This window comes from Methylobacillus sp. (assembly GCF_036844465.1).
GTDB lineage: Bacteria > Pseudomonadota > Gammaproteobacteria > Burkholderiales > Methylophilaceae > Methylobacillus.
This window is the reverse complement of sequence record NZ_DAIUFW010000003.1, coordinates 1-17,926: the sequence shown is the minus strand read 5'-3', so window position 1 is coordinate 17,926 and position 17,926 is coordinate 1. Positions and strand designations below refer to the sequence as shown.

20 protein-coding genes and 1 tRNA gene are annotated in these 17,926 nt (G+C 55.9%); 17 read left to right on the top strand and 4 right to left on the bottom strand.

Going from position 1 to position 17,926, the window contains the following annotated elements; all coding sequences use genetic code 11:
- Positions 1-133 precede the first annotated feature (133 nt).
- Positions 134-2,701: a bifunctional aconitate hydratase 2/2-methylisocitrate dehydratase gene (gene acnB / locus V7Z75_RS04450; RefSeq protein ID WP_334107418.1), complete on the top strand. Its 2,568-nt coding sequence runs from the start codon at positions 134-136 to the stop codon at positions 2,699-2,701.
- 119 nt (positions 2,702-2,820) lie between these two features.
- Here the strand turns inward: acnB and V7Z75_RS04445 are convergent, their stop codons facing one another.
- Positions 2,821-3,555 (bottom strand): transporter, encoded by a 735-nt coding sequence (locus V7Z75_RS04445; RefSeq protein ID WP_334107417.1) that lies wholly within the window; start codon positions 3,553-3,555, stop codon positions 2,821-2,823.
- 205 nt (positions 3,556-3,760) lie between these two features.
- On the opposite strand from V7Z75_RS04445, the gene V7Z75_RS04440 reads away from it, so the two are divergent.
- Entirely contained in the window at positions 3,761-4,270 is a 510-nt protein-coding gene (locus tag V7Z75_RS04440; protein ID WP_334107416.1) for a DUF3016 domain-containing protein, read from the top strand.
- A 44-nt stretch (positions 4,271-4,314) separates the two neighbouring features.
- Here V7Z75_RS04440 and V7Z75_RS04435 read toward each other — a convergent pair whose 3' ends face one another.
- Positions 4,315-5,658 (bottom strand): sigma-54 interaction domain-containing protein, encoded by a 1,344-nt coding sequence (locus tag V7Z75_RS04435; RefSeq protein WP_334107415.1) that lies wholly within the window; start codon positions 5,656-5,658, stop codon positions 4,315-4,317.
- Positions 5,659-5,848: 190 nt separating this feature from the next.
- On the opposite strand from V7Z75_RS04435, the gene V7Z75_RS04430 reads away from it, so the two are divergent.
- The 6 genes from V7Z75_RS04430 to V7Z75_RS04405 are packed head-to-tail and all read left to right on the top strand — an operon-like array spanning position 5,849 to position 10,118.
- Positions 5,849-6,535 (top strand): MBL fold metallo-hydrolase, encoded by a 687-nt coding sequence (locus V7Z75_RS04430; RefSeq protein WP_334107414.1) that lies wholly within the window; start codon positions 5,849-5,851, stop codon positions 6,533-6,535.
- A 45-nt stretch (positions 6,536-6,580) separates the two neighbouring features.
- The gene (locus tag V7Z75_RS04425; RefSeq protein WP_334107413.1) at positions 6,581-8,254 is read left to right on the top strand and encodes a TIGR01244 family sulfur transferase; all 1,674 of its coding nucleotides are present in this window, start codon (positions 6,581-6,583) and stop codon (positions 8,252-8,254) included.
- 34 nt (positions 8,255-8,288) lie between these two features.
- Positions 8,289-8,483, top strand: coding sequence for a YgaP family membrane protein (locus V7Z75_RS04420; RefSeq protein WP_334107412.1), 195 nt, complete (start codon positions 8,289-8,291; stop codon positions 8,481-8,483).
- The gene (locus V7Z75_RS04415; RefSeq protein WP_334107411.1) at positions 8,480-8,908 is read left to right on the top strand and encodes a YeeE/YedE family protein; all 429 of its coding nucleotides are present in this window, start codon (positions 8,480-8,482) and stop codon (positions 8,906-8,908) included. Before V7Z75_RS04420 ends, V7Z75_RS04415 begins: the two co-directional genes overlap by 4 nt.
- Positions 8,909-8,917: 9 nt before the next feature.
- A complete protein-coding gene (locus tag V7Z75_RS04410) occupies positions 8,918-9,334 on the top strand; it encodes a DUF6691 family protein (protein ID WP_334107410.1) in 417 nt (138 codons plus the stop codon).
- A gap of 4 nt (positions 9,335-9,338) precedes the next feature.
- Complete coding sequence (locus V7Z75_RS04405; protein WP_334107409.1) at positions 9,339-10,118, top strand: sulfite exporter TauE/SafE family protein; 780 nt, start codon at positions 9,339-9,341, stop codon at positions 10,116-10,118.
- Positions 10,119-10,231: 113 nt separating this feature from the next.
- On the opposite strand, the gene V7Z75_RS04400 is transcribed toward V7Z75_RS04405, so the two are convergent.
- Positions 10,232-10,774 (bottom strand): TIGR00645 family protein, encoded by a 543-nt coding sequence (locus V7Z75_RS04400; protein ID WP_334107408.1) that lies wholly within the window; start codon positions 10,772-10,774, stop codon positions 10,232-10,234.
- A gap of 55 nt (positions 10,775-10,829) precedes the next feature.
- Positions 10,830-11,675 (bottom strand): 23S rRNA (adenine(2030)-N(6))-methyltransferase RlmJ, encoded by an 846-nt coding sequence (locus V7Z75_RS04395; protein ID WP_334107407.1) that lies wholly within the window; start codon positions 11,673-11,675, stop codon positions 10,830-10,832.
- Between the two features lie 218 nt (positions 11,676-11,893).
- Between V7Z75_RS04395 and V7Z75_RS04390 the strand changes: the two genes are divergently transcribed.
- From V7Z75_RS04390 to V7Z75_RS04350, 9 genes are all read left to right on the top strand, one after another.
- The gene (locus tag V7Z75_RS04390) at positions 11,894-12,556 is read left to right on the top strand and encodes a hypothetical protein (RefSeq protein ID WP_334107406.1); all 663 of its coding nucleotides are present in this window, start codon (positions 11,894-11,896) and stop codon (positions 12,554-12,556) included.
- A gap of 268 nt (positions 12,557-12,824) precedes the next feature.
- Complete coding sequence (locus V7Z75_RS04385) at positions 12,825-13,064, top strand: addiction module protein (RefSeq protein ID WP_334107405.1); 240 nt, start codon at positions 12,825-12,827, stop codon at positions 13,062-13,064.
- Positions 13,064-13,378 (top strand): type II toxin-antitoxin system RelE/ParE family toxin, encoded by a 315-nt coding sequence (locus tag V7Z75_RS04380; RefSeq protein WP_334107404.1) that lies wholly within the window; start codon positions 13,064-13,066, stop codon positions 13,376-13,378. The genes V7Z75_RS04385 and V7Z75_RS04380 overlap by 1 nt, the downstream gene beginning before the upstream one ends.
- A 238-nt stretch (positions 13,379-13,616) precedes the next feature.
- Entirely contained in the window at positions 13,617-14,582 is a 966-nt protein-coding gene (locus tag V7Z75_RS04375) for a cation diffusion facilitator family transporter (protein WP_334107403.1), read from the top strand.
- Between the two features lie 42 nt (positions 14,583-14,624).
- Complete coding sequence (locus V7Z75_RS04370) at positions 14,625-14,810, top strand: tautomerase family protein (RefSeq protein ID WP_334107402.1); 186 nt, start codon at positions 14,625-14,627, stop codon at positions 14,808-14,810.
- Positions 14,811-14,859: 49 nt separating this feature from the next.
- Positions 14,860-16,659 carry an excinuclease ABC subunit UvrC gene (gene uvrC, locus V7Z75_RS04365; RefSeq protein ID WP_334107401.1) on the top strand — a complete coding sequence of 600 codons (1,800 nt, stop codon included), beginning with the start codon at positions 14,860-14,862 and terminating at the stop codon, positions 16,657-16,659.
- Positions 16,659-17,225: a CDP-diacylglycerol--glycerol-3-phosphate 3-phosphatidyltransferase gene (gene pgsA / locus V7Z75_RS04360; RefSeq protein WP_334107400.1), complete on the top strand. Its 567-nt coding sequence runs from the start codon at positions 16,659-16,661 to the stop codon at positions 17,223-17,225. Before uvrC ends, pgsA begins: the two co-directional genes overlap by 1 nt.
- Positions 17,226-17,284: 59 nt before the next feature.
- Positions 17,285-17,360, top strand: a tRNA-Gly gene (locus tag V7Z75_RS04355).
- A 226-nt stretch (positions 17,361-17,586) separates the two neighbouring features.
- A partial coding sequence (locus tag V7Z75_RS04350) for an Arm DNA-binding domain-containing protein (RefSeq protein ID WP_334107399.1) occupies positions 17,587-17,926 on the top strand: 340 nt, incomplete at its 3' end.

Below are 17,926 nucleotides of genomic sequence, written 5' to 3'. Positions count from 1 at the left end.
AAAACGAGATTTATTTGCATGTAAAAGCTGGCAAAAGACGGTAAGTTCGCTGCAGATGTTCCATGGATGGCGTTTTATAAGCATGCGGCAAACCTGTATAATTCATGCATTAATCAAGAATTGATGGAAAACCATGCTAACCGCTTACCGTAAACATGTAGAAGAACGCGCCGCAGCAGACCTGCCTCCCTTGCCGCTTGATGCCGAGCAGACAGCCGCATTGGTCGGGTTGTTGAAAAATCCGCCTGCCGGTGAGGAGCAGGAACTGCTGAACCTGCTGGAAAACCGCATTCCTGCCGGTGTGGACCAGGCAGCTTATGTTAAGGCAGCCTTCCTGGCCGATATTGCCAAGGGTGAGGCAATATCGCCGCTGGTTAGCCCGCAACATGCCGTGAAGCTGCTGGGCACCATGCTGGGCGGCTACAACGTGCAGGCACTGGTCGCCTTGCTGGACGGCCCGCTGGCCGTTGACGTCGTCAAGGCACTGTCGCACACCATCCTCATGTTCGACGCCTTCCATGACGTGGCAGAGAAAATGAAGGCAGGCAATACCCATGCGAAGACGCTGATCGAATCCTGGGCTGCCGGGGAATGGTTCACTAGCCGCCCCAAGCTGCCGGAAGAGATGCGCCTGGTGGTGTTCAAGGTGGACGGCGAAACCAATACCGACGACCTTTCGCCCGCGCAGGAAGCCTGGTCGCGCCCCGACATTCCCTTGCACGCCAAGGCCATGTTGATTAACAAGATGGCGGACGGCTTGCAGACCCTGGAAAAACTCAAGGCGCAAGGCCTGCCGCTGGCTTATGTCGGCGACGTGGTCGGCACCGGCTCTTCGCGCAAGTCCGCGATCAACTCCGTGCAATGGCACATGGGCAACGATATTCCCTATATTCCGAACAAGCGCACCGCCGGCGTGGTGCTGGGCGGCAAGATCGCGCCTATCTTCTTTAATACCGCCGAAGACTCCGGCGCCTTGCCTATCCAGTGCGACGTGAGCGCGATGAACACGGGCGACGTGATCGTGGTACGCCCTTATGACGGCAAGGTGCTGAATGCCGCAGGCGAGGAAATCGCCAGCTTCGATCTCGCGCCTTTGACCATGCCGGACGAAGTGCGCGCGGGCGGACGCATTCCCTTGATCGTCGGCCGTGGTCTCACCAACAATGCGCGCCAGCTGCTGGGCTTGCCGCCTTCAGACTTGTTCATCCAGCCGGTTGCGCCGGAAGACACCGGCAAGGGCTACACCCTGGCGCAGAAGATGGTAGGACGCGCCTGCGGCCTGCCTGAAGGCAAGGGCGTGCGCCCGGGCACCTATTGCGAACCCAAGATCACCACTGTCGGCTCACAAGATACGACCGGCGCGATGACGCGCGACGAACTCAAGGAACTGGCCTGCCTCGGCTTCTCGGCAGACCTGGTGATGCAGAGCTTCTGCCACACCGCCGCCTATCCCAAGCCAGTCGATATCAAGCTGCAGCACAGTCTGCCGGAATTCATTTCCAGCCGTGGCGGCGTCAGCCTGCGTCCCGGCGACGGCGTGATCCATTCCTGGCTCAACCGCCTGATCCTGCCCGATACCGTCGGCACTGGCGGCGATTCGCACACCCGCTTCCCGATCGGCATTTCCTTCCCGGCCGGTTCCGGCCTAGTGGCGTTCGCCGCCGCGATGGGCGCGATGCCGCTGGACATGCCGGAATCCGTGCTGGTGCGCTTCAAGGGTGAAATGCAGCCTGGCATCACCCTGCGCGACCTGGTGAACGCGATTCCCTATGCCGCGATCCAGAAGGGCGAACTGACGGTAGGCAAGCAGGGCAAGAAAAACGTCTTCAACGGCCGTATCCTCGAAATCGAGGGTTTGCCCGACCTCAAGGTGGAGCAGGCGTTCGAGTTTGCCGATGCTTCCGCCGAGCGTTCCGCCAACGGCTGCACCGTGCACCTGAACAAGGAGCCGGTGATCGAGTTTCTCAGGTCGAATATCGTGCTGATGCAAAATATGATAGATAACGGCTATGAAGATGCGCGCACCCTGCAGCGCCGTATCGAGGCGATGGAAGCCTGGCTCGCTGACCCGCAACTGCTGGAAGCCGACAAGGATGCGGAATACGCCTATGTGCTTGAGATCAACCTCAACGAGGTCAAGGAGCCGCTGGTGGCCTGCCCGAACGATCCAGACGACATCAAGCCACTGTCCGCCGTGGTGGGCGACAAGATCGACGAAGTCTTCATTGGCAGTTGCATGACCAATATCGGCCACTACCGTGCCGCTGCCAAGGTGCTGGAAGGTGCTGGCGGCATCCCGACGCGCCTGTGGATCGCGCCGCCTACGCGCATGGATGAAAGCCAGCTGCGCGACGAAGGTGTTTACTCAGTATTCGGCGTAGCCGGTGCGCGTACCGAAGTGCCGGGCTGCTCGCTATGCATGGGCAACCAGGCGCGCGTGGCTGACCGTGCCACCGTGTTCTCGACCTCGACCCGCAACTTCGACAACCGCATGGGTAAGGATGCGCGGGTTTATCTGGGATCTGCTGAATTGGCCGCCGTATGCGCCCGTCTGGGACGCATCCCGACCCAGCAGGAATACCTGGATACCGTAGGCGACAAACTGAGCAAGAACGCCGACAACATCTACAAATACCTCAATTTCGACCAGATGCCGGAATACACCCGGAAGATCATCCCGATCGCTGAAGTGGCGGGTTGATATAGTCAGGTTGTTGAAAATATGGAAAAAGCCGCGTAAAGCGGCTTTTTTGTTTTGAAGGGAACCAGTAGTTTATTGAGGTGGAATGCTTTAATTCGACTGATGATGGGCCATTGCTCTTACCATTTGATCGCATAGGAAATCTTGAATTTTTTTTCTTCGTGATGATCTATGGCGTGGAGTTCATGCCCGATCAACCCGTCAAGTTCGCCGTTCGCGCCGACTTTGAGTTTGAAGCCGATGTTGGCGCGGGTGCTGAGATGGTGAAAATCCCTGTCTTTTGCCTCGACGACAAATTCGCTGCCCAGCCGTAGGCTGGGCGTGATTCGACGCATGGCCAGTACGCCTGCATATTCCTTATGTTTATGGCCGCCGAAGATGTACTCATAGCCGATTTCGCTGCCCAGCTCCCATGGCCCGGTCTTGTAGCCCAGGATCAATGGCAACGCTATGCCGGTATGGCCATTACCCAGTCCCCGATCATGGTCGCCTGTGGGAAGTGATAGCATGGGCTCTATGGTCATGGCGATTTGTCCTTCACCGGCTGGGTGGAAATTCCATTTTGCTTTCAGCTCAATATCACCCGGCCCGGTTTCGGAGGGAGCATTGGTTTTATCAACTGTCCGCAGATGCCCCTTGATTGCCACATGCAGGCCTTGCTGGACGGGTAGAGTCAACTCCAGCTTGGGCAGGATCAGGGTATCCTTGTTTGCTGTGTCTTTGAATTCTGCCTCTATCTTGAGTTTTTTCTGGCTGGAGGCTTCGGGGGAGGCGACAGTAAAAGGCGCGGCAATAGCCGGGGCTGTTGCTGCAATGACGAGGATGTAAAGGCTGCTTCGAACCAATCGATGCATGAGTTATTTTTCCCTGAGGGTGGCCGGTTTTGCTGCGCGTGGCAGGCAATTGATTGTTATTGGTTGAGAAAGCTTAACGAGGGTAGATTCGTGCAAGCACCTTTTGAAGCCATGAATATTAAGATGATTGAAAGGTTTATGTCATCAAATTGACATTTTATTGTCATCTTTTCTTATCTAAAACAGAGCGAGAAGGAGGCTGAAAATGAAATACACGGGTTTCCTGCTGTTGTTGCTGGCATGCCTGGCTGCATCTGCGGCAGAGCCGAGCAAGTCGCCGGTAGCGCTTGAATATATCTCGCCGGAGAAGTTCACGGATATGTCCAGCACTGACCATGGGCCGCCAAACCAGGGGTATCTCGACCAGTTCCGCAAGCATGTGGTGAAAAAAGCCGCAACTTATCTTGCGCCGGGCGAGCAGTTGCGCATCGAGATCAAGGATATCGACATGGCAGGCGGTTTCGAACCGTGGAATACGCCAGGGCAATCCATCCGCATGGTGCGGCATATTTATCCCCCACGGATCGAGTTGAGTTACCAATGGTGCGATGCCGCTGGGAACGTGGTGCGGGAAGGCAGTGAGCGGCTGACCGATCTCCTCTACCAGATGCGCAGCGTGCCGGACAGCTCGGATGTCCTGCGTTATGAGAAAGCCCTGATGGACGACTGGCTGGCCAAGTTGTTTGCCGGACGCGATTCCGTGGAGCAGAAATGAAGTTGCCGGGTTTTCTCGGCCTTCTACGGTTGGCTTGAGCCATATCAGGAGGCGTCCAAGTTTTCCGAATGTTCGGTGGTTTGATTTGGGTTTTGTTGCTTCAGCTTGCGCCATAAGGTGGTACGGCTGATTCCCAAGGCCTGGGCCACTTGCGACAGGTTGCCGTGATGGCGCTCCACGGCGGCCTGGATTTCTTCCTGTTCCAGCCGTTTGCGCGAGGAGTGGGCGGGCGTTGTGCTTCTGCTGCTGGATAAAGAGCCGTGCAACTCCGCGGGTAAATGCTGGACATCAATGCTGGCGCCGTTGGACATGACCCAGGCATAGCTCAGCACGTTGCGCAATTCCCGCACATTCCCGGGCCAGTCGTATTGCAATAGTTGTTCCATGGCGGCGGACGTGAGTTCCGGCACCGGGCTACCGTTGGCCTGTTCGCGCAGCAGGTGTTTCGCCAGCAAAGGGATGTCGCGGCGCCGTTCGCGCAAGGGCGGCAGGAAGATCGGGATTACGCGCAGACGGTAAAGCAGGTCGTGCCTGAAACGCCCCGATTTCGCCTCCTCGCGCAAGGCGCGGTGGGTGGCGGTGATGATGCGCACGTCGGCGATCAGGCGCTGTTCGCCGCCCAGCGGAGTGAATTCCCCGGTTTCCAGCACGCGCAGCAGCTTGGCTTGCAGATCCAGCGGGATTTCCGCGATTTCATCAAGAAACAGGGTGCCGCCCCGCGCTTGCTCGAATACGCCGACATGCTGGCGTATCGCGCCGGTGAATGCGCCTTTCACATGGCCGAACAGCTCGCTTTCGAGGATATTGGGGTTGAGCGTCGCGCAGTTGATAGCGACGAACGACTGTCCCTGGCGCCGGCTTTCTTCATGAATGGCGCGCGCGACCAGTTCCTTGCCCGTGCCTGATTCGCCGCGCACGAGCACCGGCAGGTCTGTGCGCGCGACGCGGTTAATCATCAGGAAAACATCCTGCATGGCTTTATCGTGGCTAATCATGCCGTGATAAGGCTTGCCAGACACAGGCTGCGTAACGTCTTCCTGGGGGATGGTGGGGTAGGCGATCAGGACGGCGATACCGCCGTCGAACTGGCCTTCCGCGTCGAATAGCGGCATGGTGTATTTCTTGACGACGCGCCGTTGTCCGCCTGCGGTTTGCAGGGTAATGATCCGGCCATCCACCTTGTCATGCGGGGCAACTTCATATGCCGACTGGCAGCTGTTGCAGGGGTCGCTTGTCAATCCGGCTTCTTCCATAACGGCGGCAGCCGGCAGGCCCAGCAGCTTTTCCGCGCCCGGGCTCCAGTAGCGGACTTTGCAATGCTGGTCCACGGCAACGACGGCGGCATCCGGCATGAGTTGCGCGATTTGTTCGGCCAGGGAGGTTTGCATGGTATATGTTTCATTTAAGGTTACATTGGTATTATGAAACATTGCAGCAATGTTTCATAATAAAAATTGAAACACTCCAATTTGAGCGGAAAAACAGCGAGTGGTTGATTTTTATGGATTAATCCGCTGCTTGGCTTGCGGGCACCATTCTTGCTGAGTATCACCTATCAACCTGTTGTGAGGGATCGCCATGTTCAAGCAATTTTTCGAGCCGTTGAGCTCGACATATACCTACCTCGTCGGTTGCGACAAGACCAAGCAGGCCGTGCTGATCGACCCGGTGGCCTCGGAAGTGGATGCCTATATCGCCGAGTTACAGGCAAGTGGCTACACTCTGGTATACACCATGGAAACCCATGTGCATGCCGACCACGTCACCGGAGCCGACCTGCTGCGGCAGAAGCTGGGCAGCAAGAGCGTGGTGCACCGCGATGCGGGCGCCATGTGCGGGGACCTGCTGGTGACGGACGGTGTGCATATTATCGTCGGCACGCTGGATTTCGAGGTGCGCCATACGCCCGGCCATACCAATGGCTGCGTCAGCTATGTCTGCGGTGACAAGGTCTTTACCGGCGATGCCTTGCTGATCGACGGCTGCGGCCGGACGGACTTCCAGATGGGGGATGCGGGCCAACTGTACGACAGCATCCATCAGAAGGTTTTCACGTTGCCGGACGACACCAAGGTATACCCTGGGCATGACTATCATGGGAATTTTTACTCGACAGTGGGGCACGAGCGCCTGCACAATCAACGCCTGGGAGGCGGGCGCAGCCGCGAGGATTTCATTGCATTGATGGCGGAACTCAAGCTTGCCTATCCCAAGCAGATTGATGTTGCCCTGCCAGCCAATCAGGCATGCGGGCGTGTGTCGTGACCATGCGGTGATTGGCCGGTATGGGATTCAAAGGATAGGGATGATATGAAGATAGAGCAGATAGAAGCCGGCCTTGGCGTGAGCGGACAGATTTTCCCGCAGGACATACCGGAGCTGGCCGCTGCGGGATATAAGACGATACTGTGCCACCGTCCCGATGGCGAGGGCACGGACCAGCCGACATTCAACGAGCTGCAGGCGCTGGCAAGGCAGGCAGGCATCGAGATGGTCTATCTGCCTGTCGAGAGCGGCAAGGTTTCCGATGAAGATGTCCAGGCGTTCGCGCAGGCTTATGCTGCGGCTGCCAAGCCAGCCTTGGCCTATTGTCGTTCCGGCATGCGCGCCGTGACGCTGTGGGGCCTGAGTCAGGCGCCACAACTGGGCTTGACGACAGTGCTCTCAGCTGCTAAATCGGCGGGTTACGACCTGAGCGGCCTGACCTACAGGCTGGCAGGCGGCAGCATGGCGCCTGGCAACGTTAGCCATTACCAGGTGGTCATCGTGGGCGCGGGTTCGGCGGGGATTGCCACGGCATCCAGCCTGCTGGCGCGCGACTCCAAGCTGGATATCGTTGTGATCGACCCGGCAGAAATCCATTATTACCAACCGGGTTGGACCATGGTCGGCGCAGGGGTGTTCAAGCCGGAAGTCACGGTGCGCACCATGGCTTCCGTCATCCCGCCTGGCGTCAAATGGATCAAGGCGGCAGTGGCCGCATTCGAACCTAGCCAGAACCGCATCCTGCTGGAAGGCTGCCGACCGATTTCCTACGATGTGCTGGTGGTATGTCCCGGCCTCAAGCTGAACTGGCACGGTATTGAGGGCCTCGTGGACACTCTGGGCGAAAACGGGGTGACTTCGAACTACCGCTATGACCTGGCACCCTATACCTGGCAGCTGGTCAGTCAGCTGCAACGCGGCAGGGCCATATTCACCCAGCCGCCGATGCCGATCAAATGCGCTGGAGCGCCGCAAAAGGCCATGTACATGGCTGCCGACCATTGGCGGCGCGCGGGACATCTGCGCGATATCCGCATCGATTTCTGCAACACTGGCCCCGTGCTGTTCGGCGTCAAAGAATATGTGCCAGCCTTGATGGAATATGTTGAGCGCTACGGTATCCATCTCAATTTCGGGCACAAGCTGACCAAGGTGGATGGCGAAGCCAAGCGCGCCTGGTTCGATGTGGCTGCCGCTGACGGCACGCATAGTACGCTGGAAATGGAGTTCGATATGTTGCATGTCGTGCCGCCGCAACAGGCCCCTGACTTTATTCGCGCCAGTCCGCTGGTGGATGCAGCAGGCTGGGTGGAGGTCGATCAATATACCTTGCGCCACAAACAGCATGCCAATGTGTTTGCGCTGGGCGACGTAGTCAATGCACCCAATGCCAAGACCGCTGCTGCGGCGCGCAAACAGGCGCCTGTCGTGGCCGAAAACGTCGTTGCGGCACTGGCGGGGCAGGAAATGCAGGCGATTTATGACGGCTATGGCGCCTGTCCATTGACTGTGGAGCGAGGCAAGATCGTCCTGGCCGAGTTTGGTTATGGCGGCAAGCTGCTGCCAAGTTTCCCGAGCTGGTTCATCAATGGCCAGCGTCCGTCCCGCATGGCCTGGTGGCTGAAGGAAAGACTGCTGCCGCCCGTCTACTGGAAAATCATGTTGAAGGGCCGCGAATGGCTGGCATCTCCCGATCACTCAACTCAAAAGGACGATTGAGTCGAACCCTGAACTGCATCAAAAGGATGAAGACATGAAAGTGAATGTAGGCAAGTTGGATCGCGTATTGCGCATATTGATCGGGCTGGCCTTGATCGGCTGGGCAGCGTTTTTTCAGGGACCGGTTTGGGCCTGGATCGGGGTATTGCCATTGCTGACTGGATTGGCGAGCAAATGTCCTGCCTATGCCCTACTGGGAGTGCGTACTTGCAGGAGCAAGGCGCAATGATGGTGGACTGGCAACAAGCTACTCCGCTGAGTTCGCTGGCGGGAGGCGTATTGATTGGGTTGGCTGCTGCATTGCTGCTGAGTATGAACGGGCGTATTGCCGGGATCAGCGGCATACTCGGCGGCATATTGAAAACTTCTGTCAAGGACAGCGCCTGGCGGGTTTGTTTCCTGATCGGTCTGATTGTGTCTCCATTGCTGTATTCACTATGGGCGCCTTTGCCGGAAATGCAGGTGACGACCGAAATCGGCCTGCTGGTGTCAGCTGGCTTACTGGTGGGGTTGGGCACCCGTATGGGTTCCGGCTGCACCAGTGGCCATGGCGTTTGCGGCATTGCCAGGCTTTCACCACGCTCCATCGTGGCAACCATGCTTTTTATGGTTGTCGGGATGGCAACCGTTTATATTTTTCGTCACTGGATCTGAGGGGGCATCATGCCATTAATCACGGCGCTGCTTTCCGGCTTGCTGTTTGGCCTTGGGCTCATTATTTCCGGCATGACCAATCCGCAGAAAGTACTGGCATTTCTCGATATCACGGGGCAATGGGACCCGTCGCTGGCCTTTGTCATGATCGGCGCCATTCCCGTGATGGCCTTGGCCTACTGGTTCATGCGAGATCGTAGCAGCACCTGCTTGCAGCAGGAAGTGCAGATACCCGCCAACCGGAAGCTGGATGCCAAATTGGTCACGGGCGCCGTGCTGTTCGGCATAGGCTGGGGACTGGTTGGATATTGCCCAGGCCCTGCGCTGGCGAGCCTGTTGACCGGTTTGATCAGTCCGCTGATATTTTCGCTGGCAATGGTGGCGGGCATGCTGGTGTACCGAATACTGGCTCGCTGGATGGAGTAAGTCTATGTTGATGCTGGTGATTCTGGGGATATTGGTCGGCCTGCTCATGGGCCTGACCGGCGCTGGCGGCGGCATTCTCGCCGTGCCCTTGCTGGTATTCCTCACGGACATAAATGTCACCGCGGCAGCGCCGCTCGCGCTGACTGCCGTATTCGTGGCGGCTGCAATCGGCGCGATGGCCGGGTATTGGCAGGGCATGCTGCGCTACCGCGCTGCTGCCGTCATGGCCTTGCTGGGCATGTTATTGGCGCCGGTGGGGTTATGGGCGGCGCATCAGATGGACAACCGCCTGTTGATGGCAGTGTTTTCCGTATTGCTGATTGTGGTTGCTGTGGAAAGCTTGCGGCAGAAAAAGCAGCAGACAGGGGACAATGTGCGCTGCTTGCTGGACCCTGATACAGGACGGTTGCGCTGGACCAGCCGCTGCTCTATGTCACTGATAGGCGCAGGCTCGGTGGCGGGGTTTTTGTCCGGGTTGGTAGGTGTTGGCGGAGGGTTTGTAATCGTGCCTGCGCTGGGGCGATTGTCCAATCTGAGCCTGCAAGCCGTGATCCCGACCTCGCTGGGCGTGATTGCGCTGGTGTCTCTCGCCAGCCTGGGCAGCGCTCTGTGGTGGGGTAGCCTGGATATCGTGCAGGCGATACCCTTTATCGCCGGGGCGATGCTCGGAATGCTGACCGGACGGCGGCTGACTGCTTATCTCGCCGTTTCCACTATGAAGAGGATTTTTGCCGCAGTGGCGCTGGTAGTGGCTGTGATGATGATGGTAAGGGCGGTGGGATAGTTCTATTTTCAATGCAATCCGAGATTAAGCGTAACGACGCATCGGATTGCATTGAAAGAGGAATAAACCTCAACCAGACACAGGCAGCCTGGTTGAGATGAGTGGTTGCTTAATTAATGGGCGTTGCTATTGTCGGGATGCGCCATGATGCGGTCAATCCAGGCAATGGATACCGCGGAAGCGATAAACGCCATATGGATCACGGTCTGCCAGATCAAGGTCTTGTCGTCGAGGTTCTCGACATTGATGAAGGTTTTGAGCAGGTGGATCGAGGAAATGCCGATGATGGACATCGCCAGCTTCACCTTGAGCAGGTTCGCATTCACATGCGACAGCCAATCCGGTTCATCCGGATGTCCCTTGAGGTTAAGGCGGGAAACAAAGGTTTCGTAACCGCCGACAATCACCATGATCAGCAAATTCGAGATCATCACCACGTCGATCAAACCCAATACCATCAGCATGATGTCGGCTTCGTTCAGTTGTGGCAGGCGATGGATCAGATGAACCAACTCCACCATAAAGTAATACACGTACACCATTTGCGCCACGATCAGGCCCAGATAAAGGGGAAGTTGCAGCCAGCGGCTGCCAAAGAGGATGGCGCTGAGCGGATGCATCTTTGGTCTGGTGGTGGGAGATTGGGGAGAAGCCATTCAAGGTTTCCTTTTTAGCAAAATAAATGATTGGATAAGGCTAGATATCGGCAGGTCAGGGAATATGGTGTTCCAGCGTATACTGCGCGCCTGCGTCCAGCGCGAGCTTGTCTTTCAGGTAAGGCAGCGTTTGTTTGAGCGTTTCTGGCAAAGTCCAGGGCGGATTGATCACGAACATGCCGCTGCCGTGCATGCCGAAACCATCCTCGGCAGGCGCATGGATGCTGAGTGTGGCATGCAGCCAGCTTACAGCGCCCAGTTTGTGCAGCCTGTCCGTTAATAAATCCACTTCGGCGCGTTGCAGCAATGGATACCACAGTAAATAAGTGCCGGTGGCAAAGCGTTGCAGGCTGTCCTTCAACGCCTCAATCACGCGTTGGTAATCGTGCTTTTCCTCATAGGGCGGGTCGATCAGCACCACGGCGCGGCGCGGTGGCGGGGGTAGCATGGCTTTCAAGCCCGCGAACCCATCCTCCTGCTCGATCAGCACCTGGCGGCCAGCCGGCTTGAAATGCTGCCTGAGCAGCTTGGCGTCGCTGGGGTGCAGCTCAAATAAGCGCATGCGGTCGCTGGCCCGCAGCAACGCCTGCGCCACGCTGGGGGAGCCGGGATAATGCTTGAGCGCCTGCGCGGAATTGCATTGCCTGATTAAATCAACAAATTCCTGCAACGGGGCGGGCAAATCATTAGCCTGCCATAACCGCACGATACCCTGCTCGAATTCCGCATTCTGCACGGCATAGCCACGGTCCAGCGCATACATCCCCGCTCCGGCATGCGTGTCGATATACCAGTAAGGCTTGTCTTTCTGGTTGGTGTAAGACAAAACCTGCTGCAATACGAAATGCTTGAGGACATCGGCATGATTGCCGGCATGGAATGCGTGACGGTAACTGAGCATGGGACACGGGATAAAAAGGTTGGCGGCATTATAAAACAGAGCGTTGCAGTTCCGGTGTGAAATTTACTGTGGTGATGGAGAGAGATTGTTGCCTTGATTTTCCCTGTTTGCGTCTTGCTCGCTGATATTGAAACCATTGGAAAGTGCATTGACTTAGCTCTAGCTCATCAAATACGATGCGACTGTCTAAATATAGCTACGCGTCAAAGGAGTTAAGCATGGCACTTACATCCAATCAGGTTTCTGATTTGCAGACCTCCATATTAGGCTATACCTTTCCGTCAGTTTACTTTGACTTTACAACAAATACAGCAATAAATGCAGACACTATCGGTGTAGTAGAAACACATATTCGGAGTTTACTTACCTCAAGTAACACTCAAGACATTGAGCATGGTCTTGCTAATATCATCTATTGGGGCAATGCCAATGCTGGCTATCAAACATACCGGGTTAATAAATTTAGAAATAAGATAACAACCAACCAGCTTCAACAATTTCAGGCTTTGGTTTCAGGCGGAGCAATTCCAACCCTAAAAAGCATTAGCCTCCTTAAAATGCCGCAATTTTCTGGCATATCTTTTATCTCAAAAATCATCGCATTTTTAGACCCGCAGAATCACTGTGTTCTTGATTTATTACTTTCTCGCCTGAATAACACAAATCATGGCAAGGCATTAAACTCCCTAAAAACAACCACTCAAATTGGGGTCACAAAAAGCAATAGCCTAGCCTATTACGCATGGTGCAAAGAGTGTATTACCATCAGCCAAACTTACTACAATGGCACATACAGAGCCGTAGATATAGAAAGAGGTTTTTTCAATCTCGTTCAGCAAGGTGAGTTGCCATATGCTCAGCAAATTTATATTGCTGCATAACTATTCAATCCAGCCAGCGTAGCATACAGCCAGCGTAGCATATCAAAGGGTCAGACTCGATTGATCTGAGCTGTAATGTGTTCCAGAGCCGCTGCCCTACTTGGCCTGACACAAGCCCTAGTTAGCCAGCGTAGGGCATACTCACCTTTTATTGAAGTGTTCATGGAGTGCGGATGGGCGGTGCGGCGCACTTATACTAGCCTGGTTTCTTCACTACAAAGATGAGAAGTTTGAGGTACTATTGAGCAACGATCTAAGGAGCGCACTCATGGCAAGCATGGCACTTGAACAGTTGCGAAGCGAGGCACTTGGCCTTGCTGAAAAGGAGCGCGCTGAACTGGCGCATGACATCTTGGCAAGTTTGGATGGGCCGCCTGATATTGGCGTGGAGCAAGCGTGGGCAATGGAAATAGAGCAGCGTATTGCAGAAATTGATTCTGGTACAGTAAGTCTGTTTGATGCAGATGATGTGGTTGAGCGCATTTTGCATCGCATCAGACAGCTATAGTGAGAATTGTTAGATTCCACCCAGCGGCGGCTGAAGAGGCCGAAGCTGCTGCTGATTGGTATAACTCAGAAAAACTTGGACTTGGAGAAGATTTTGCCAAGGAGCTTATAGGGGTGATTGCTCTTTTGCGCCAGTTCCCAATTCCTTCAGTGCCGCATCCATATACATCAAGAAGAACAAAAATTCAGCGTCTGTTGATGAGGCGTTTTCCTTATGATGTGGTTTTTATCGTGCGAGATGAAGTCGCACTAATTATTGCCGTAGCTCACCAATCACGACGGCCAGGTTATTGGAAATCTCGCCTGCGCACCTGATCTGGTTTAGCCAGCCGCTTATATCTGTCTTTCAGCGGCATGCCGAACTCTAAATTTTCACCATCTAATCCATTCATCATTTCATTGCTGCGATCTTGCCTTCGTTTTATTCACCCATGCTTGATTCGGATGGTCTAAAAACATAGATACAGGCGATTGTGCCGAAAGCTAGCTTATCTGTTGCGGTCATCATCTCAGGATGGCACGACCTGCTCATGCCTGCTAGCATTACACCTTTATGAGCGCCCATCACCACCATCACCATACGCACGGCGGCAACCAGCCGTCGTTGCTGCTTCCATTACTGCTGATTGCAGGCTTTGCCGCGGTTGAAGCGATTGGCGGCTGGTGGACTGGTTCACTGGCGCTGCTTAGCGACGCAGGCCATATGGTGTCGGATGCCCTGGCGCTTGCTCTGGCGTGGATAGGTAGCTGGATTGCCCGCAAACCTGCAACGCTCAAGCATAATTTCGGCCTGGGGCGTGCCGAGGTTATCGTGGCGCTGGTGAACGCCTTGCTGATGTTGGCGGTGATTGCCTATATCGTCTATGAGGCAGTGCAAAGGCTGATGCAGCCGCAGCCCGTGCAGGGCGGCGAGGTGATGTTGATTGCCTTTGTCGGCCTGGTGGTCAATATCATTGTGGCGCGGATGCTGCATAAAGGGCATAGCAGCTTGAACAGCCGCGCTGCCTTGCTGCATGTCATGGGCGACCTGCTGGGGTCGGTGGCCGCGATCGTGGCCGGAGCAGTGATTTATTTCACCGGCTGGATGCCGGTGGATCCGCTGCTTTCCCTGTTTATTTCCGTGCTGATCTTGATGTCCACCCTGCGCCTGCTGGCAGAGGTTTTGCATGTGCTGATGGAGGCCGTGCCGCACCATATTGATATCCAGAACGTGGAGCAGGCCATGGGCCGGATTGAGAAGGTGCATGGCGTGCATCATCTACACATATGGTCGCTTTCTTCGGAGAAAACTGCGTTGTCTGCGCATATCGTGCTGGCTGATATGCAGGATTGGCAGGAGGTGCTGGGCAATCTTGGGCACATGCTGGATGAGCAGTTCAATATTGAGCATGTGACATTGCAGCCGGAAATTCATATCGACAGTGCCGCAGGCCATGGCGATTGCTGGCTGACGAAGCATGCCCACCACCCGGATGAACATGATCATGATCATTGCCACGGACATGGCCATGCGCATTGATTGCAGGGATTGGGCCTTGTTAACACACCAGGAGGATATGAAATGCCTTACGTCGATATCAAAATAGCCGGAGCGTTGAGCCGCGAGCAAAAGGCCAAGATTGCCGAGGAAATCACGGATACCTTGCAGCGGATTGCCCACAAGCCCAAATCCTATACCTACATCACTTTCCAGGAAGTGGAAGGCGAGAATTGGGCAATCGCTGGTGAGTTGCTGGACAGCGATTGATTGACTGATGGCTGCTGAGGGCATGATGCTCCGGCAGCCAGGAATCCCCATGTTTGACCCCAAACCAATACTGAAAAACCTGCCCAACCTGCCTGGCGTGTACCGCATGATCAATACCCAGGACGAGGTGATCTATGTGGGCAAGGCACGCGACCTTAAAAAGCGGGTGTCTTCCTATTTCCAGAAGAACCTGCCTTCGGCGCGCACGCGCCTGATGGTGTCCAACATCGCGCGCATCGAGACCACGGTGACGCGTTCCGAAGCGGAAGCGCTGCTGCTGGAGAACAACCTCATCAAGGGCTTCATGCCGCGCTACAACGTCTTGTTTCGCGACGACAAGTCCTATCCCTATATCGCCTTGACTGGCGACGCTTTTCCCCGACTGGCTTTCCATCGCGGCGCGCAGCGCAAGGGCAACAGCTATTTCGGCCCTTTTCCCAATGCCGTGGCGGTGCGCGAGAGCATCCAGCTATTGCAGAAAGTCTTCCGCCTGCGTACCTGCGAGAACACCGTGTTCGCCAACCGCTCACGACCTTGCCTGTTGCACCAGATCGAGCGCTGCACAGCGCCTTGCGTCGGCTTTATCACGGAAGAGGATTATCGTCGTGACGTGATGCATGCGAGCTTGTTTCTGCAAGGTAAGGAGCAGCAGGTGATGGATGAGCTTGGCGAGAAGATGAACGAGGCCGCCGAGCAGATGGAATATGAGCTGGCCGCCGTGTACCGCGACCGCATCCAGAGCCTGCGCCAGGTGCAGGCCAGGCAGTTCGTCAGCGATTTCAACGTTAGCGATGCCGACGTGATTGCCTGCGCCGAGCTGCAGGGGCAATGGTGCGTGAATCTGGTCATGATCCGCGGCGGACATCATCTTGGCGATAAAAGCTTTTTTCCGCGAAATGCGGACGGCGCCGACTTGGAAACCACCATGCAGGCATTTCTGGAGCAGCATTACATGGCGGGCGCGATTCCTCCTTTGCTGATCGTGGGCGTGCCGCTGGAAACTGAAGCGCTGGAGGAGGTATTCTCCGAACAAGCGGGGCGCAAGATCAAGATCAATACCAACCCCATCGGCGACAAGCGTGTCTGGCTCAAGATGGCGCAAACCAATGCGGAGCTGGCATTAAGCCAGCGCATTGCTCAGCAAACCAACCAGCAAGCCAGGCTGCAAGCCCTGCGTGAGGCGCTGGACCTGCCGGAAGGCACCGAGCGGATCGAATGCTTTGACATTAGCCATACCATGGGCGAGGCGACCGTGGCTTCCTGCGTGGTATTCGACAAAGGCAACATGCAGAATTCCGAATATCGCCGCTACAATATCACCGGCATTACGCCCGGCGACGACTATGCCGCCATGCGCGACGCCTTGACCCGGCGTTACCGCAAGGTCGCGGCAGGCGAGGGCAAGCGTCCCGACCTGGTGTTCATTGATGGCGGCAAGGGACAATTAGGTGTGGCAGTCGAGGTGATGAACGAAGTCGGGCTGGCGGATATCCAGCTCGTCGGCATTGCCAAAGGCGAGGAGCGCAAGCCGGGATTGGAACAAATGTTCTTCCCCGAGCGTGAAGAGTCGATAGGCTTGAAAAAGGATCATCCGGGGCTGCACCTTTTGCAGCAGATACGTGACGAGGCGCACCGTTTCGCCATTACCGGCCACCGCGCCAAGCGCGGCAAGGCTCGAATGCATTCAAGCCTGGAAGACATCAGCGGCATAGGTGCCAAGCGCCGCAAGAGCCTGTTGACGCGGTTTGGCGGCCTGGATGGTGTCAAGAACGCCAGCGTGGATGAAATTGCGCAGGTGGACGGCATCAGCCAGGCGCTGGCACAGAAAATTTACGAGGAGTTGCACTGATGTTCTGGAATGTTCCCAATAGCCTGACCGTGATGCGTATCTTATGTATCCCGATTTTTATCGGTATTTTCTATTTTCCGGAAAGCACGCTGCCCCTGCATGACAAGAACGTGCTGGCAACCTTTATCTTTGCCTTTGCCGCCATTACCGACTGGTTCGACGGCTACCTGGCGCGTGCGCTGAACCAGACTTCCGCCTTCGGCGCCTTCCTGGACCCGGTGGCGGACAAGCTCATGGTGGCTGCGGCATTGATCCTGCTGATTGAGCTGGACCGTGTAGGCGCAGTGGTGGCGCTGATCATTATCGGTCGCGAAATTGCCATCAGCGCCTTGCGGGAGTGGATGGCCGGATTGGGGGAACGCGGTAGCGTTGCGGTGGCTTATATCGGCAAGGTCAAGACTGCTGTGCAGATGGCGGCGATTTTATTTCTGCTGTATGACGACCCTATAGGCCCGGTCAATATCCGTCTCTTCGGCGATGTATTGATTTATATCGCGGCATTTTTGACATTAGTGTCAATGGTTTATTATTTGAAGGCCGCATGGCCGCGCATGAAAGCCGGATGAGTGCCAGAAATATGCTTGACACAAACCTGAAAATCCTTAGAATAGCGCCTTCTTTCGATGCGGGAATAGCTCAGTTGGTAGAGCGCAACCTTGCCAAGGTTGAGGTCGCGAGTTCGAGACTCGTTTCCCGCTCCAGATAGTGATCTACAGACTTCTACTGACGTCTGTAAGTCGTTGAAAAGAGGGGCTTTGGCCCCTTTTTTCATTCCAGCGAGCGCCACGGAAATCCACCCACAGCTACCGTTTTTGAGTGACCAATTGAGGCACAAGAATACGGGTGGGACGGCTACCGGATAGTTGCTGGGGCTGAGCGGGAACCATGACGAGCATAGGGCCTAAGTCATAACTTAGGAGCCTCGAAATGGCACTCTCTGATCTGACAGTCCGGCAGGCAAGAACCACCGGCAAGCGCTACACCCTCTCCGATAACGACTGCCTGGGCCTGATGGTCTCTGCCGCAGGCGGCAAGTCGTGGATCTTCCGATACTACTGGCTGGGCAAGCAGAAGCGCTTGTCCCTCGGCGGCTATCCCGCCCTCAGCCTGCGCGAGGCCCGCGCCGAGCGGGACAAGGCCCAAGCCCTGCTCGCCAGGGGGATCGATCCCCAGATCGAACGCGATCAACGGCGGCACGCGGCCAAGCTCGCTGGCGAATACACCTTCAAGAACGTCTTCGATGCCTGGGTCGAGCATCGCCGCAAGG